Origin of the sequence: Streptomyces sp. NBC_01352, assembly GCF_036237295.1 — a bacterium.
In the GTDB taxonomy this organism is placed as follows: Bacteria; Actinomycetota; Actinomycetes; order Streptomycetales; family Streptomycetaceae; genus Streptomyces; species Streptomyces plumbiresistens.
In genome coordinates, this window is sequence record NZ_CP108354.1 from 5927523 (window position 1) to 5943341 (window position 15819).

At 70.1% G+C, this 15819-nt stretch carries 16 protein-coding genes; 12 read left to right on the forward strand and 4 right to left on the reverse strand.

Features of this window, described 5'->3' with window-relative positions:
• Window positions 1-3: 3 nt before the first annotated feature.
• On the forward strand, window positions 4-441 hold the full coding sequence (locus tag OG252_RS27650; RefSeq protein ID WP_266437384.1) for a Fur family transcriptional regulator: 438 nt from the start codon (window positions 4-6) through the stop codon (window positions 439-441).
• Window positions 442-451: 10 nt separating this feature from the next.
• The gene (gene ygfZ, locus OG252_RS27655; protein WP_266437386.1) at window positions 452-1417 is read left to right on the forward strand and encodes a CAF17-like 4Fe-4S cluster assembly/insertion protein YgfZ; all 966 of its coding nucleotides are present in this window, start codon (window positions 452-454) and stop codon (window positions 1415-1417) included.
• Between the two features lie 11 nt (window positions 1418-1428).
• On the opposite strand, the gene dtd is transcribed toward ygfZ, so the two are convergent.
• The gene (gene dtd / locus OG252_RS27660; RefSeq protein ID WP_329339461.1) at window positions 1429-1854 is read right to left on the reverse strand and encodes a D-aminoacyl-tRNA deacylase; all 426 of its coding nucleotides are present in this window, start codon (window positions 1852-1854) and stop codon (window positions 1429-1431) included.
• A 155-nt stretch (window positions 1855-2009) separates the two neighbouring features.
• Between dtd and OG252_RS27665 the strand changes: the two genes are divergently transcribed.
• From OG252_RS27665 to OG252_RS27675, 3 genes are all read left to right on the forward strand, one after another.
• Window positions 2010-2579 carry an RsiG family protein gene (locus OG252_RS27665; protein WP_329339463.1) on the forward strand — a complete coding sequence of 190 codons (570 nt, stop codon included), beginning with the start codon at window positions 2010-2012 and terminating at the stop codon, window positions 2577-2579.
• Window positions 2580-2682: 103 nt separating this feature from the next.
• Window positions 2683-3654: an asparaginase gene (locus OG252_RS27670; protein WP_329339465.1), complete on the forward strand. Its 972-nt coding sequence runs from the start codon at window positions 2683-2685 to the stop codon at window positions 3652-3654.
• Between the two features lie 198 nt (window positions 3655-3852).
• Entirely contained in the window at window positions 3853-5124 is a 1272-nt protein-coding gene (locus OG252_RS27675; RefSeq protein WP_329339467.1) for a GNAT family N-acetyltransferase, read from the forward strand.
• 187 nt (window positions 5125-5311) lie between these two features.
• Here OG252_RS27675 and OG252_RS27680 read toward each other — a convergent pair whose 3' ends face one another.
• Window positions 5312-5497 carry a hypothetical protein gene (locus OG252_RS27680; RefSeq protein WP_266437398.1) on the reverse strand — a complete coding sequence of 62 codons (186 nt, stop codon included), beginning with the start codon at window positions 5495-5497 and terminating at the stop codon, window positions 5312-5314.
• Window positions 5498-5651: 154 nt separating this feature from the next.
• On the opposite strand from OG252_RS27680, the gene OG252_RS27685 reads away from it, so the two are divergent.
• A complete protein-coding gene (locus tag OG252_RS27685) occupies window positions 5652-6569 on the forward strand; it encodes a winged helix-turn-helix domain-containing protein (RefSeq protein WP_329339469.1) in 918 nt (305 codons plus the stop codon).
• Between the two features lie 35 nt (window positions 6570-6604).
• Here OG252_RS27685 and OG252_RS27690 read toward each other — a convergent pair whose 3' ends face one another.
• Window positions 6605-6793 (reverse strand): hypothetical protein, encoded by a 189-nt coding sequence (locus OG252_RS27690; protein ID WP_266437402.1) that lies wholly within the window; start codon window positions 6791-6793, stop codon window positions 6605-6607.
• Between the two features lie 163 nt (window positions 6794-6956).
• On the opposite strand from OG252_RS27690, the gene OG252_RS27695 reads away from it, so the two are divergent.
• The 6 genes from OG252_RS27695 (at window position 6957) to OG252_RS27720 (ending at window position 14769) form a co-directional block, all read left to right on the forward strand.
• Window positions 6957-7838, forward strand: a complete 882-nt coding sequence (locus tag OG252_RS27695; protein WP_329339472.1) for a GntR family transcriptional regulator — start codon at window positions 6957-6959, stop codon at window positions 7836-7838.
• Window positions 7838-8557 (forward strand): HAD family hydrolase, encoded by a 720-nt coding sequence (locus OG252_RS27700; RefSeq protein ID WP_266437407.1) that lies wholly within the window; start codon window positions 7838-7840, stop codon window positions 8555-8557. Before OG252_RS27695 ends, OG252_RS27700 begins: the two co-directional genes overlap by 1 nt.
• Before the next feature lie 181 nt (window positions 8558-8738).
• Entirely contained in the window at window positions 8739-9605 is an 867-nt protein-coding gene (locus OG252_RS27705; RefSeq protein ID WP_266437409.1) for a GntR family transcriptional regulator, read from the forward strand.
• A 175-nt stretch (window positions 9606-9780) separates the two neighbouring features.
• Window positions 9781-11982, forward strand: a complete 2202-nt coding sequence (locus OG252_RS27710) for a phosphotransferase family protein (RefSeq protein ID WP_443068432.1) — start codon at window positions 9781-9783, stop codon at window positions 11980-11982.
• 47 nt (window positions 11983-12029) lie between these two features.
• Window positions 12030-12656 (forward strand): TetR family transcriptional regulator, encoded by a 627-nt coding sequence (locus OG252_RS27715; protein WP_329339475.1) that lies wholly within the window; start codon window positions 12030-12032, stop codon window positions 12654-12656.
• A 67-nt stretch (window positions 12657-12723) separates the two neighbouring features.
• A complete protein-coding gene (locus tag OG252_RS27720) occupies window positions 12724-14769 on the forward strand; it encodes a HelD family protein (RefSeq protein WP_329339477.1) in 2046 nt (681 codons plus the stop codon).
• 20 nt (window positions 14770-14789) lie between these two features.
• Here the strand turns inward: OG252_RS27720 and OG252_RS27725 are convergent, their stop codons facing one another.
• Window positions 14790-15653 (reverse strand): nitroreductase/quinone reductase family protein, encoded by an 864-nt coding sequence (locus tag OG252_RS27725; protein ID WP_329339479.1) that lies wholly within the window; start codon window positions 15651-15653, stop codon window positions 14790-14792.
• Window positions 15654-15819: the final 166 nt, after the last annotated feature.

Below are 15819 nucleotides of genomic sequence, written 5' to 3' on the forward strand. Positions count from 1 at the left end.
GGTGTGGTGAGCACCGATTGGAAGAGCGACCTCAGGCAGCGCGGCTATCGGCTGACGCCGCAGCGTCAGCTTGTGCTCGAAGCCGTGGACACCCTGGAGCACGCGACCCCCGACGACATCCTCATCGAGGTGAGGAAGACCGCGTCGGGGGTCAACATTTCCACCGTGTACCGGACGCTGGAGCTCCTGGAGGAGCTCGGGCTGGTCAGCCATGCCCATCTGGGGCACGGCGCGCCGACGTACCACCTGGCCGACCGGCACCACCACATCCATCTGGTCTGCCGCGACTGCACGAACGTCATCGAGGCCGACATCTCGGTGGCGGCCGAGTTCACCGCCAAGCTCCGCAAGGAGTTCGGCTTCGAGACCGACATGAAGCACTTCGCGATCTTCGGTCGGTGCAAGGACTGTTCTCTGAAGGGTTCAACTACCGAGTCGTAGGCTTATACACATGAAGAGCCCCCTGCTGTCCCTGTCCGGCGCCGTCCCCGCCGAGGGTGTGGACGAAGGCGTCGCCGCCCACTACGGCGACCTGTTCCGTGAACAGCGCGCCCTCGCCGACGGCACCGGTTTCGTCGATCTCTCGCACCGCGGGGTCGTCACCGTCACCGGCGACGACCGGCTGAGCTGGCTGCACCTGCTCCTCACCCAGCACGTCAGCGACCTTCCGACGGGACAGGCCACCGAGGCCCTGATCCTGTCCCCGCACGGCCACATCGAGCACGCCCTCTACCTGGTGGACGACGGCGCGACGGTCTGGATGCACGTCGAGCCCGGCACCCAGGACGCGCTGATCGCCTACCTGGAGTCGATGAAGTTCTTCAACCGGGTGGAAGTCGCCGACCGTACCGACGACATCGCGATCGTCCACCTGCCGGCCGGTTCCATCGCCGAGGTGCCCGAGGGCGTCGTCGTCCGCGAGACGGCGTACGGCCGTGATCTCTTCCTGCCGCGCGCGGACCTGGAGTCGTACGCCGAGAAGTCCGGCCCCGCGGCCGGGATCCTGGCCTACGAGGCGCTGCGCGTCGAGCACCACCGCCCCCGCCTCGGCTTCGAGACCGACCACCGCACCATCCCGCACGAGCTGGGCTGGATCGACACGGCCGTGCACCTGCAGAAGGGCTGCTACCGGGGGCAGGAGACGGTCGCGCGGGTGCAGAACCTCGGCAAGCCGCCGCGCCGGCTCGTCTTCCTCCACCTCGACGGCAGCGAGGTCTACCTCCCGACCGCCGGCACGGACATCCGCCTCGCGGACGAGGGCGCCGAGGGCCGCAAGATCGGCTTCATCACGACGTCCGTACGCCACCACGAGCTGGGGCCGGTCGCGCTGGCACTGGTGAAGCGGAACGTGCCGTTGGACGCGCGGCTGCTGGCCGACACGACGGCGGCCGCCCAGGAAGTCGTCGTAGAGCCCTAGGTGTTCGGGGTTCAGATCTCGATCAGCACGGTGAACGGGCCGTCGTTCGTCAGCGACACCCGCATCTTCGCGCCGAAACGGCCCGTTCGAACCGTCGCCCCCAGCGAGCGCAGCTGGGCGACCACCTCGTCGACCAGGGGCTCGGCGACATCGCCGGGGGCGGCCGCGTTCCAGGTGGGGCGGCGGCCCTTGCGGGCGTCGCCGTAGAGCGTGAACTGGCTGATGACGAGGAGCGGGGCGTCGATGTCGCTGCACGACCGCTCGTCGGCCAGCATGCGGATCGACCAGAGTTTGCGGGCGAGCTGGGCCGCCTTCTCCTTGGTGTCCTCGTGGGTCACGCCGACCAGGACGCACAGTCCCTCGCCGTTGATCTCCCCGACCGTCTCGCCGTCCACGACGACGCTCGCGCCGTCCACCCTCTGCACCACTGCACGCATACGACCATCATGCCGGGCCGCCGGCGGTGCTCCGCACGTGCCATTTTCTGATCCTTAACCGCCCATCTGGGGCCGATCAGGGGCACTCGGTCACATAGCGGCCACTTGGGGTGGCACGATGCTTCCACATCCGGTCGAGGGGACGGTAGAGACACATGAGCACACCGAGTACCGAGGGGCGGCTGGGCACCCAGCGGCCCCCCGTGCAGCGCACGGGCAGCCCGCTGCTGCCCGCCGACCCGACCGGGCCCGACCTGGCCGTGCTGAGCCTGCCCGAACTGCGCACCCTGCGCCGGGACGCCCAGCGGGACGAGGCCGACCTCAGCTACGTACGGCGGCTGCTCCAGGGCCGTATCGACATCCTGCGGGCGGAGCTGTTCCGGCGGTCCCCCGCGGGGGCGGCGGCGGTGGTCGACCGGCTGTCGGAGATCCTCACCGACGCCCCGGCCCGGATCCGCTCCTCCGCCCGCCATGTGACCTTGGGCACCCCGCACCGCGAGGAGTACCGGCTGCTGGCCGCGGAGATGCTCGCCGAGGTCGAGCTGTCGGACCTGGGGGCGCGGACCGACCTGGAGCTGAACACCGCGATGGGCCGGCTGGTGCGGTACGAGCAGCAGGTGTCCCGGCGCCGGCAGCGGCTGCAGCGCACGGCCGACGACTGCAGCGCGGAGATCGCCCGCAGGTACCGTGAAGGGGAAGCACAGGTCGACGACCTGCTCACCTGAGGCGGCGGCCGTACCGGCGATCCCGGGCCCGCCGCGAGGGCGGGTCCCCCGATCTCGTGATCTGCCGATTGCCGATCTGCCGATCTCCGGAAGGCCACCGCCGATGCCCGAGTCACGTTCCGCCGCCCTGCCCGCCATACCGCCCGTCCTCGCCGAGGTCGTGCGCTCCGGGTTCGTCGAGGGGCGACACCGGGGCAGTCTGGTCCTGCTGGACGCGGACGGGGCGGTGGAGCTCGCGCTCGGCGATGTGACGTCCCCGGTCTTCCCGCGGTCCTCCAACAAGCCGATGCAGGCGGCGGGCGTGCTGCGGGCGGGCCTGGACCTGGCGGGGGAGCGGCTGGCGCTGGCCGCGGCCAGCCACTCCGGGGAGTCCTTCCACCGCGACCTGGTCCAGAAGATGCTGGACGAACACGGGCTGGACGCCTCCCTGCTCCAGTGCCCGCCGGACCTGCCGCTGGACGCGGAGGAGCGGGAGACATACCTGGCATCGGGCGCGGTCCGCTCCCGCGTGACCATGAACTGCTCCGGCAAGCACACGGCGATGCTGGCGGTGAGCGCACTGCGGGACTGGCCGCTTCAGACGTATCTCGCGGCCGACCATCCCTTGCAGCAGCTCATCCACAGGGTTGTGGAGGAAGCGGCCGACGAGAAGGTGGCCGCAGTGGGCACGGACGGCTGCGGGGCGCCCCTGATGGCGATCAGCCTGACCGGCCTGGCCCGCGCCTACCGCACCTTCGTCCGCGCCGACCCCGGCACGGCCGAACGCCGGGTCGCGGACGCCATGCGCGCCCACCCCGAGTACGTCGCCGGCACCCGCCGCCCCGACACCTGGCTGATGCGCGAGGTCCCGGGCGCCCTGTCGAAGATGGGCGCGGAGGCGGTCCAGGCGGTCGCCCTGCCGGACGGGCGCGCGCTGGCCTTCAAGGTGGAGGACGGGGGCGGGCGTGCGCTGGGGCCGGTGCTGGGGCGTGCGCTGGAGCTGATGGGGGTGGATTCGCCGGTGGTGGAGCGGATCGGGCGGGCGCCGCTGGAGGGCGGGGGACGGGTGGTGGGGGAGGTTCGGGCGGCATTTTGAGGGGGCGGGGCGGCTTTTCAAGGCCCACTTCTTGACTGACCGAGTCGGGTGGTGGGTGGGCGAAGGCACGGGGGTCCAGGGGGCGGAGCCCCCTGGCGGGGCCGAAGGGGCAGCGCCCCTGGAGGACGGGACGGGTAGGGGCGGCGGGGGCGGGGAAACCCCCGAGACACCACCCCGCCACCGGCCTACCGTGATCCCATGACCCACCCGAGCCGCCGCCCCGACATAGACGTCCGCCCCATCACCGAGTCCGAGTTCCCCGACTGGCTCCGCGCGGTGAACACCGGCTTCCTGCGCGAGCCCTTCCCCTCCGAGACGGAACTCGAAGCCCGCCGCGCCCAGTTCGAGACCGGCGAACCCGGCCGCTACCTCGGCGCCTTCGACAACGGCCGCTGCGTCGCCACCTTCAAGTCCTTCACCCAGGAGCTCACGGCCGTCGGCGGCGCACCCGTCCCCGCCAGCGCCGTCACGGGCGTCACCGTCACCGCCACCCACCGCCGCCGCGGCCTGCTCACCCGCATGATGGCCCAGGACCTGGCGGCCGCGAAGGACCGTGGCGACGTCGTCGCCACCCTGATCGCCGCCGAGTACCAGATCTACGGCCGCTACGGCTTCGGCCCCGCCACCTGGATGACCGAGTGGACGGTCGACGTCCCGCGCACCGGCCTCGACCCCCGCCGCTCCGGCAGCCCCGAGGACGGCGGCCGTATCGACCTCGTGGACGGCGAGGACGTCCGCAAGCTCGGCCCCGAACTCCACGAGCGGGTGCGCCGCGCCCAGCCCGGCGCGGTCAGCCGCGACGAGCAGTGGTGGCGGATCAACACCGGTGCCGTACGGCTCGACCCGTCGTGGACCGAGCCGCACTACGCGGTGTATCGCTCGGCGGACGGCGAGGTCGAGGGCCTGGTCGCGTACGCGGCCGACGACAACTGGCACGGCAAGCAGCCGCACGACACGGTGTCCGTGAGGTGGCTGCTCGCGGCGACCCCGACCGCCGAGCGCGCCCTGTGGCGCTTCCTCTGCTCGATCGACTGGGTCACGAAGGTGAAGAGCGGCTGGCGGGCCCCCGACGACCTGCTCCCGTTCCTCCTGCCGAACCCGAGGGCGGCCACGGCCACCACCCAGGGCGACTGGCTGTGGGTGCGCATCCTGGACGTCGTACGGGCGCTGGAGGCGCGGACGTACGCCGGTGAGGGCTCGCTGGTCCTCGAGGTGACCGACCGGGACGGCCTGGCCGGCGGACGCTACCGGCTGGAGGCGTCGGCGGCGGGCGGATCCTGCACGCCGACGCAGCAGAACGCCGACCTCACGCTGGAGGCCGGCGAGCTGGCGACCCTGTGGCTGGGCGACGAGTCCGCGGTGCGGCTGGCGGCGCTGGGCCGGGTCCGGGAAGAACGAGCGGGCGCCGCCCGGTTGGCCGACGCCCTGCTGCGTACGTCCAGGCGACCTTGGTGCCCGGACATGTTCTGAGACCTCCTTTTCTGCCGACGACGGTGCTGCTTGCTGCTCTGCATCCGTAGCGAGCTATGGAGTTGTGGCTGTGCTGTGGTGCCTGTCCTGACGATGTTGAGTTGTGACTGTGCTCGATGCTGACGATCTTCAGTTGTGACTGTGCAGACCGACCGGGCTCCCGGCTCCCCTCCGGAAGGGAGCCCGATCAGCCGGACTGGGCGAGCAGCATCACGAGGATGACCGCTCCGATGCCGCCGATCGCGACACTCTTTGCCTTGACGCCGACGGTCAGGGCGACGAAGGCGATGATGCCCATCGCCCCCCACTTCCACTGGACAAGCTGTTCGAAGCCGACGGCGAGGGCGGCGATGACGAGGGCGATGAGCGGCATGGCGGTCCCCCTTGTTCGGGCGGTGGCCAACCTTGTGAAAGTTTGACCATGTTGCTCAAGTTGGCGACCAACTTCACTGTACTTCTCTCCACTTGGAAGCGACTCATAACCACCTTCACTTGAACTGCCCAAAGATGGCGGGAAGTTGTAGTGTTTGGTCGTGGACCCGAAACACGCCGCCGTCAATGGGCGGAAGAGGGCACAACGGCCACAGAGGACACATCGCGAGGTGGCCGACGAGCTGCGTGCCCGGATCCGGTCCGGGGCACTGCGGCCGGGCCAGCGCATGCCCACGCAGGCCAGGCTGGCCGACGAGTTCGGGGTCGAGCGGGGGGTCGTACGGCAGGCGCTGTACATCCTGCAGTCGGAGCATCTGCTGACCAACGTTTCCAAGGGAAGCCCCGCCACCGTGGCCCCCGACCTGGGCCTGGGCGGGATGCCGGCCGGTCCCGGGGCCCCGCCGCAACCCACCACGGTGGCCCTCGCTCCCCGTATCGCGGCCGCCTTCGCGGCCCCGCACGTCGAGATCGACGCCCTGTGTCTGACCTCCGTCTCCCTCACGCTCGCCATCGGCGAACCGCTGCGCCAGATCCACGCCGGACAGCTGAAACCGGCCAAGATCGACGTCCGCGTCCTGCTGCCGAGCCGGGACATCGACCTCGCCTTCCCCGTCCCGGTCGAGGGGCACGGCGAGGGCGCCCCGGTCCGCCGGCGCTGGCTGGCCCACCGCAACGCCCAGGGCCAGGTGCTGAAGCACAACCTGCTCGCCCTGCGCGCCACCCACGGCATCGACGTGCACGTCACCTTCCGCGCGCTGCCCTTCACCCCGCCGGTGAAGCTCTACCTGCTCAACGGCACGGAGGCGCTGTTCGCGTACTACCTGCTGATGCGGCGCGCGGAGGAGATCGACCACGAGCAGCTGGAGATGTACGACGCCGAGGGCACCCGGTCGATGCTGTTCGCCTTCGCGCAGGGCACCGACCTGCGGGACACGACCTTCGTCGAGCAGTCCCACCTGTGGTTCAACGCACTGTGGGAGACGATCAGTTCGGAGCTGCTGCTCACGAGCTGACGTCTCCCACAAGGGCTGATCGGGGCGCCGTTCGGTCATAGGGAGGGCCTCGTGACCAGCAACGCGAGCATGACCGCCCCGACGGAGCTGACGGCCGGGCTCTTGGCCTTGATGCCTATGGTGAGCAGGAGCAGTCCGGCGATGCCGGCGAAACCGTACTTCCACTGGACGGTCTGCTCGATGCCGACGACGAACACTGCGGCGATGAGGGCGAGGACGGGCACGGTGGTTCCCCCTTCGGGCTTCCGGGGCGGGACGGAACAGGAGGTAAAACTTCCGCCAACTTGACCAAGTTGGCAACCAACTCTGGTTATGTTGTCCCCACTTGGCAGCTACTCATAAACAACTTCCAAACAACTCCCCATAGATGGATCGAAGTTGTAGCGTTTGGTCGTGACCCAGGAGAACGTGGCAGTGAACGGCAGCAGAAGGCTCTCCCCCCAGGAAATCGCCGACATCCTGCGCGAACGCATCCGGGCGGGTGACCTCAAGGCGGGCCAACGCCTCCCCACCCAGGCGGAACTCGCGGAGGAGTTCAACGTGGAGCGGGGCACTGTCCGGCAGGCCCTGCGGGTGCTCCAGGACGACGGGCTGCTCAGCAACGTGAGCAAGGGAAGCCCGCCGCGGATCGCCGAGGTCACCCCGAACAGCGAGGAACCGCAGCCGACCATGGTCGGCCTGGCCTCCCGCCTCACGGCCGCCTTCTCCGCCCCCGAGGTGCGCATCGACGCGGCGTGCCTCACCGCCGAGTCGCTGATGCTGGCCCTGGGCGAGCCGATCCGCCACATCCATGAGGGCCGCATCCGCCCCCGCTCCATCGACGCCCGCATCCTCCTGCCCTCCCGTGACATCACCCTGGCCTTCCCGGTGCAGGTCGACAGCAGCAGCGGCGACGACGATCCGGTCCACCAGCGCTGGCTGGACATGCGCAACGCCCAGGGTCACGTCCTGCGCCACAACCTCCGCTCCCTGCGCTCCTCGCACGGCATCGACGTCTCGGTCACGTTCCGCGCCCTCCCCTTCACCCCACCGGTGAAGCTGTACCTGCTCAACGGCACGGAGGCGCTCATGGCGTACTACATGGTCACCCGCCGGGAGGAGCTCTCGGACAGCGGCACCCTCGACATGTACGACGTCCTCGGCACCGAATCCCTCCTCTTCTCCTTCGACAGCGCGGCCGGCCAGCGCGACGCCGCATTTGTGGACGAATCCCAGAAGTGGTTCGACGCCCTCTGGGAAACCATCACGACGGACCTGACACTCTCCTAGTGACTTCTGATACGACGCACGCTGAACGGGACTCACTGATCGCCTCCGCTCGGTTCGTGCTCTGGGACCTCGACGGGCCCATCTGCCGGCTGTTCGCGGGGTACAGCGCGGTCGGCATAGCCCGTCAACTGGTTCAACAGATCGACGGGTTTGGAATGGGGAGCCTGCTGGACGAGGAGGAACGATCCGCCACCGATCCCCACGTGGCCCTGCTCGCCGTCAACAGGCAGCGGCCGGACAGCGACCTCATCCGCGAACTGGAGGAGTGGCTCACCCAGCGTGAACTGGCCGCCGTCCGGGGGGCCATGCCCACGCCCTACGCCGATCCACTCATCAGAACGTGGGTTTCGCGCGGCGCGCGGTTCGCCATCACCACCAACAACTCCGGTCGGGCAGCGGCCGCTTACATCCAGTCCCGCGGAATCGCCGACCTCTTCCCGCACATCTGCGGCCGTGAGCAGGACCTGAGCCTGATGAAGCCGAATCCGCACTGCCTGGTGCAGGCGCTCAAGTCCATGGGAACCCACGACCTGTCGCAGGCCCTGATGCTCGGTGACGCGCCCACCGACTACGAGGCGGCCCAACGGGCCGGGGTTCCGTTCCTGGGCTACGCGCGTAACGAAAGGAAGTTGGAGGCTCTTCTGGCAGTCGGCGTCAAGCCCGAGTTCATCGTGGGCTCTCTCGAGCAGGTGCTGGACGTGGTGCGGCGACAGTCGTGACATGAGCAAGGTCATGGCCTGCCCTCCACTTCCCGTCAACCGATCAACCGTCCGTCCAATTGGACTGGTTGTCTTGGATTGGTCTTCCCGCAGAGTGTGATCCGTTAACTACCAGTCCTATCGGCCTGTCCCCTTGTCCGGAATTGGTTTGCTCGTCGGCCGGAAGAGGTACGGTCGCGGTGTGGACGCCAACAGGACCGGGGAGGGCGGAGGCGCTGCGTTCCAGCGCGTCTTCGATGAGCTGCGCGCCCGCATCGCCGACGAGACGTACCCGGTCAGAGGGTCGCTGCCGTCGCAACGGAAACTGGCGGAGGAGTTCGGGGTCTCGCGCGACACCATGCAACGGGTACTCAGGGAGCTGGCCAGAGATGGCCTGATCGAGTCCCGTCAGGGCAGCGGATCCCGGGTGCTGAGCCAGCCGGCCGCCCAGGCGACGACTCCGGCCCCCCGGGGTGGAGCCGTTCGGCTGGAACGTCTCATCCGAGCGGCCTTCGAAGAGCCGCAGGTCACCCTGGATGTCGCCACGCTGTCGTCCGAATCGCTGGACGCCCACGTCCGGCTTCAGGTCGACCGTGTCCGGGAGGGGGAGATCAGGCCAGAGCGGGTCGCCGTACGGATGCTCCTGCCGTCCGAGGCCATCGTTATGCCGTATCCACGGGCCAAGGAAGACCCGGCCGACCCGCGGCCCCGGGAGCGGCTGCACCGTATAGCCAACTACCGCATCGAGTTGCTCAGGCACGCATTCGGCGAGCTGGAGCCCTGGCTGGACGGCCCGGCCACCTTCGACATCCGGCGCATGGCGATGGCGCCGACCTTCAAGCTCTACCTGATCAACGGCGTCGAGGCGGTGTTCGCCCCGTACAAGGTGATCGAGGGCCGGATAGTGCTCGAGACCGGTGAAGAGCTCGACGTATGGGACGTGGAAGGTCTTGGCGCAAGTATGACCAGGCATGTCAGGACCGAGGACCCGTTGGCCACGGACTCCGTCTTCGTGACCAACATGCAGGCCTGGTTCGACTCCGTCTGGTACAGCAGCCTCAAGGATTAGCGGACGGGTGCTCGAAAAGGCTCTGCACGCGGTCTTCTCGAACACACAGGCCCCGCCAAGCCGCGTATACCTCATTGAGACCATGGATCGGTGGACTCGAGTCGTACGAGCTCCCTTCCGGCGCTAGGCTCTGCATCAATTTCCGGAACCTTGCACTTTGATCCAGGAGCAGCCGGTGGATGCGCCCCCTGTTCCATCGCCTCCCCCCGGGAGGCCCGGCGCCCACGACCCGTACGTCGAGTTCGTGCAGCAGGCACAGAGCCACGGCGAGATGAGCGTCGGTCACCACAATCAGAACTACGTGCTGCCGCTGACCGAGCCCATGGCGCGGTTCGTGGGGCGTCGGCCGGGCACACCGGCGATAGTGCGGCTGCCGGCGCGGGGCGTACTGCGAGTGGTGATCAGGACCTGGAACGAGGCGGACGTACTCGGCGCGATCAAGGGCCGGGTGCCCGGGGTTCCGGAATGCCTCGCCAAGCGAACCGATTCCGCGGTCCACAGCTTCGTGGAGGGCGTACCCCTCTCGCACATCTGCAAGAACGGCAAACCGGTCGACCAGCTGCTCGTCGAGGCGCTGATGGAGACGGTGGCGGGGATGTCCCAGGTGCGCAGGGACGTTCTGCCCGCGCTGCCCTCTGGTCTGCCGAGTGGCGCCACCGACAGCAGGAGCTTCCTGCGGACGCTTGCTCACCGCGCAGACCGTGAGATCCGACTGCCCAACTGGCGGGAGTTCGGAGGGCTGTTCGCGGCCCTGGGCGTGCCCTCCGATGCCCTGGCCCGCCTGGCTGATCGGGTCCCCGCCATGTCACGGCGTCCGCACAACCTGCTGCACACGGATCTGCACCGGGACAACCTCATCGTGTCCGACGATGATCATCCTCTCGCCTGCATCGACTGGGAACTCGCCACGTACGGCGACCCGCTGCACGAACTGGCTACGCATCTGGTCCGCATGCGCTACCCGGAAACGCAGTGGGACGACGTGACCGGGGCCTGGGCGGCGGCCATGGAGCGGCACCGTCCCTCGGCGGTCAAGGGACTGGTCAAGGACCTGCGCCACTACGTCGGTTTCGAGCGCGCCCAGTCCCTCTATCCGGACGTGATGCGCGCGGCCGGATCGCTGGAGGACCGGCTCGACGACACGAGCCTCAAGGAGGCGACGGCCTCCGTGCATGCGGCTCTGGAGGCGGCCGCCGAACCGCTCGGGCTCGCCCGGGTGCCCGGCGAGTCGGAGATCGAGCGGATCCTGGTCCGCTGGCGCGACTCCCGGCACCGCCGGCCCACCGGCTTCCGTCCGGTACCTGCCCTCGTGTGGGAACCGGACCGACGGGTGCCGGAGCATCCCGAGTTCCCGCACGCGGCGGTGGAGCAGGCGCTGCTCGCTGAGGGCGCGGCCCGGGCGAGCCGTGTGTTCAAGGGCACCGCGCATCTGAACTCCGTGGTCAGGGTGCCTGGCATCGACTCGCCGGTGGTGGTGCGGCGCAGGTTGACGTCGTTCTGCCGGCTCGAGCCGAGCCACCTCAGCGAACACGCCGTACTGCAGGCCATCGAGCGGTCCGGGGCGGACGTGACGGCGCCACGGGTGCTCGCGCTCGGCACCAGCCACGTGAGTGAACCGTTCGCCATCCACACCTATGTCGGACCGCCGCACGGCGATCGGCCCCCCAGCCACCCGGTGAACGGCCTGCTGCCGCACGAGGCCGACGGACTGGTCAACCAACTGGGCGCGCTGACCTGCGTCGACCACAAGGGACTCGACCCCATCGACGGGAAACTGGACTTCTACACCTGGCTGAGTCGGCAACTGGTCGAATTGGTACGTAAGTTGCCCGGCAAGTCGCAACAGCTGGCGAAGTCCCTGGGTCTCCCCGACGCCGACCGGCTGAGCGAGATCCTGGCCCGGCACCAGGTCACTCCGCGCACCCATGTCCTTCTGCACGGGGACCTGAACCCGTGGAACCTGGTGCGTCACTCCCAGCACGATGATCTGGCCCTCACCATCATCGACTGGGAGATGGCGATGGTCGGCGACCCGTTGTACGACCTGGTCCGGCACTTCCACCTGACGCCTACCCGGCCCGAGATCCGGGCGCGCATGTTCCGCAGATGGGAGAGCCTGCTGGCCCCCGAGTTCACGAAGGACTGGCGACAGGACTGGCGTGTCTACCGGTGGGTCGAGATCGTCCGGTCCGCGTACGTCGACCTCGACCGGCTCGTCACCGGTTCGGGCCTCGATGCCCCCAACGTGCGCCGCGCGGTGGACTCGTACGCGATGACCCTGGCCGCCGCCACCGCCTCACTGGGCCTTCCGGCCCGGTCTACGGCACACCCCCGGCTCACCGGGGCGCTGCCCGCGTCGGAGTCCGTCCGGCGATAGCCACGTGCGTGGCGGCCGCACCGCCGTGCCCTGCGTACCCTCACCCCATGGCTGAGAACGGCGAGGCAGGCGCGGTCGGGCTGCGGGAGCGCAAGAAGCGGCGGATGTACGAGACCGTGTCGGAGATCGCGATCCGGCTGTTCCTGGAGAAGGGGTTCGACGCGGTGTCCGTCGCCGAGGTGGCGGCCGCGGCGGAGATCTCGAAGCCGACGCTGTTCCGGTACTTCCCGGCGAAGGAGGACCTGGTCCTGTACCGGTTCGCCGATCACGAGGGGGAGGCCGCGCGGGTGGTGGCGCGGGGGGAGGCGGCGCCGCTCGTGGCGCTGCGGCGGCACTTTCTCGACGGGCTGGAGCGGTGTGATCCCGTCACCGGGCTCAATGACCATCCCCAGGTGCTCGCCTTCCACGCCCTGCTCTACGGGACGCCTTCGCTGGTGGCCCGTCTGTACGGGTTCCAGGAGCGGTCCGAGGCCGCGCTGGCCGAGGCGCTCGGCGGGGGGCTGGAGGCGGGGCTGGCGGCCGGGCAGATCGTGGCCGTGCAGCGGATCCTGGCGCTGGAGAACTGGCGGCGGATCGCGGGCGGGGAGCGGGCGGCGGACGTACGGGGGGATGCGGTGGCGGCGGCGGAGCGGGCCTTCGGGATGTTGGCGGCCGGGTTGCCGCACTTGGCGTGAGCAAGCCAGTAGACGGTACTGAGTAAGAAATTTAACTCGGTTACGTTATTCCGGTACGCTCGTTGGAATGACGTCACCCGACCCCTCCCTCCAGGACGCCCTCCGCCACGAACGCGCCCACCACGACCGCTGCCGAGCCGCCCTCACCGCCATGGTCGACGGGGCCGGGGAACACGTCGTCACCGGCGAGGACGTCTCCGCCTCCGGTGCCGACGCCGAGGTCCTCGGGTACCGGCTGCGCAGCCGGGCCAAGGAGATGCGGGAACTGCCCGAAGGGCCGTTGTTCTTCGGGCGGCTGGACTTCTCGGGCGGGGAGCATGCCGGGCAGCGGTACCACCTCGGGCGGCTGCGGGTCAGCGAGGACCCCGCCGCCCCGCCCCTCGTCGTCGACTGGCGCGCCCCCGTCTCCCGTGCCTTCTACCAGGCGAGCGCCGGCGACCCGCAGGGCGTCGCCGTCCGCCGCCGCTTCGGCTGGGCGCCCGGCAGCCGCGGCGACTCCGCCGACCTGACGGGGCTGGAGGACGAGCATCTCGGCGAAGGGGAATCGGAAGGGGAGTCGGGCGTCAGCGACATCGTCGCCCGGGAGATCGAGCGGCCTCGGGTCGGGCCGATGCGGGACATCGCCGCGACCATCCAGCCCGAGCAGGACGATCTCGTACGCGGGGACCTGGCCGTGTCGGTGTGTGTGCAGGGCGCCCCGGGCACCGGCAAGACGGCCGTCGGGCTGCACCGGGCCGCCTACCTGCTCTACACCCACCCGCAGCGCATCCGCCGCGGCGGCCTGCTGATCCTCGGGCCCAACCGGACCTTCCTGTCGTACATCGCGGCGGTCCTGCCGGCCCTGGGCGAGACGGGCGTGCGGCAGTCGACGCTCCTGGAGGAGATCGCCCGGCACCCGGTCACCGGTGCCGACGAGGAGCGGACGGCCGTCGTCAAGCACGACGCCCGGATGGCTCAGGTGCTGCGGCGGGCGCTGTACGCGCGGGTGTCGGGGGAGGGGGCGGCCGTCGATCTCGCGGTGCCCGACGGGTCGTACCGGTGGCGGGTGGCCGCCGGCGAACTCGCGCGGATCGTGGCCGACGTACGGGCCGAGGAGCCGCCGTACGGTGTCGGGCGGGAGCGGGTGCGCAGCCGGGTCGTGCGGTGTGTGCAACTGCGGGCCGAGCGACGGGCGGGGCCGCGGAGCGCCGCCTGGGTGCAGCGGGTCTCGCGGTCGCGGGCGGTCGGGGCGTACGTCGACGCCGTGTGGCCGCGGGTCAGGGCGGAGGAGGTCGTCGCCGAACTCCTCACCGATCCGGCGGCGTTGGGGGCCGCCTCGGAAGGACTGCTGGACGCCGACGAGCAGAAGGCGCTGCTGTGGGCGCGGCCGCCGCGGTCGTGGAAGTCGGCGCGCTGGTCGGCCGCCGACCTCGTCCTCCTCGACGAGGTCGCCGGGCTCGTCGAGCATCCGGAGGCGTACGGCCATCTCGTCGTCGACGAGGCGCAGGACCTGTCCCCGATGGAGTGCCGGGCGATCGCCCGCCGGGCGCCCTTCGGCTCGCTCACCGTCCTCGGTGACCTGGCGCAGGGGACCACCCCCTGGGCGGCCCGGTCCTGGGACACCACCCTGCGCCACCTGGGGAAACCGGACGCGGCCGTCGTACCGCTGACGACCGGCTTCCGGGTGCCGAAGGCCGTCGTGGCGTTCGCCAACCGGCTGCTGGCGCGGCTGGACGTGGACGTACCGGCGGGGCGGTCGCTGCGCGGGGACGGGGAGCTGAGGCTCCGGCCGGTCGCGGACGGTGAGCTGCTGGGGGCGGTCGTGGATGCCGTACGGGATGCGGCGGCGCGCGAAGGGTCCGTCGGGGTCGTCGTGGCCGACGCGGAGGTCGAGCGGGTGCGGCGGGCGCTCGACGAGGCCGGGATTTCGGTGGCGGACCCGTCCGAACCGGCCGCGCGGGTGAGCGTCGTACCCGCGACCCTGGTCAAGGGCCTCGAGTACGACCATGTCGTCGCCGTCGAGCCCGCCGCGATCGCCGAGTCGGAGGAGCGGGGGCTGCACCGGCTGTACGTGGTGCTCACCCGGGCGGTGTCACGGCTGGAGGTGGTGCACGGGCGGCCACTGCCGTTCTAGGGCGCCCGCGGGTTACGGCCTCACGCGCCGCGGGGCCCGCTGCGGAGCCCGTCGAGAAGCGGCACCAACTGCTCCTCCTCGTACGTCAGATGGGCCTCGAGTTCCGTCGTGAGCCGCTCGACCTCCGCTCGGGCGGCGGCCGGGTCCGCGTCCTCGGCGGTCACGACCCGGCGCAGGTCCTCGACGAGGGCGGCGATCCGCTCGTGCTCCTCGCGCAGTCGCGCCAGCGCGGGGGCGGACTCCGGGTGGCGGTCGGCGAGGACCGGGAACATGCCGAGGTCCTCGCCGGTGTGGTGATTGTGCAGGCCGTGACAGAAGGTGAGGCAGTTGACGCGGAGTTGGGCGCCGAGAGTCGAGACGCCTGTGCCGCTTATCTCCTTGCGGATCTGGGCCAGCTCGCGCCGGAAGGCGTCGTGGACCACCTTGATCGCCTCGCCCATGGACCCGGCATTGATGTTCGGCGGACCGCCCTGCGCGATCTCGTACAGGGCGACCACCGGGATCACCCGCTCCGTCTTCTCCTGATACGCCGCCCAGCCCGGCTCCGCCTCGACGGCCCGCGCGAAGGCCTGCTCCCGCTCCTCGTCCTCCAGTACGACGGCCCGCGCCTCGTACGTGAACGCGCCGCTCTCCACGGTGGCCCGGGGTTGCGCGAGGAGGTTGCGGTACCAGTGCGGATGCGTGGGCGCACCGCCCGCCGAGGCGATGACGAGGATGCGCTCACCGCCGTCGGGGAGGTAGACGACGGGGGTGGTGTGCGGGGTACCGGTGCGCGCGCCGGTGGTGGTGAGCAGGATCATCCGGGCGCCTTCGAAGTAGCCGCTCATACGGCCCTTGTTGGCGCGGAACTCGTCGATGACCTGCTGATTGAACTCGTTGGGCATTCTTGTGTGTACCTTCTCTGTCGCTGGTTTCCGTCCTGGGAAATTCCTGGGGAAATACGCAGAGAAGAAGGCGGGCCCCTGGCCCACCCCGGCCTCACTCAGAGGCCGGGCACCCAACTCGCTCACGGCACGAGGCCGACCCGGCAGTCATGAGGGCACGGTAGCG

Excerpts from the sequence above, each read along its gene's own strand:
- OG252_RS27680 (WP_266437398.1), bottom strand. The coding sequence starts at position 5,497 with ATGCCGCTCATCGCCCTCGTCATCGCCGCCCTCGCCGTCGGCTTCGAA.
- OG252_RS27675 (WP_329339467.1), top strand. The coding sequence starts at position 3,853 with ATGACCCACCCGAGCCGCCGCCCCGACATAGACGTCCGCCCCATCACC.
- OG252_RS27725 (WP_329339479.1), bottom strand. The coding sequence starts at position 15,653 with ATGCCCAACGAGTTCAATCAGCAGGTCATCGACGAGTTCCGCGCCAAC.
- OG252_RS27665 (WP_329339463.1), top strand. The coding sequence starts at position 2,010 with ATGAGCACACCGAGTACCGAGGGGCGGCTGGGCACCCAGCGGCCCCCC.
- OG252_RS27720 (WP_329339477.1), top strand. The coding sequence starts at position 12,724 with ATGACGTCACCCGACCCCTCCCTCCAGGACGCCCTCCGCCACGAACGC.
- ygfZ (WP_266437386.1), top strand. The coding sequence starts at position 452 with ATGAAGAGCCCCCTGCTGTCCCTGTCCGGCGCCGTCCCCGCCGAGGGT.
- OG252_RS27670 (WP_329339465.1), top strand. The coding sequence starts at position 2,683 with ATGCCCGAGTCACGTTCCGCCGCCCTGCCCGCCATACCGCCCGTCCTC.
- dtd (WP_329339461.1), bottom strand. The coding sequence starts at position 1,854 with ATGCGTGCAGTGGTGCAGAGGGTGGACGGCGCGAGCGTCGTCGTGGAC.
- OG252_RS27715 (WP_329339475.1), top strand. The coding sequence starts at position 12,030 with ATGGCTGAGAACGGCGAGGCAGGCGCGGTCGGGCTGCGGGAGCGCAAG.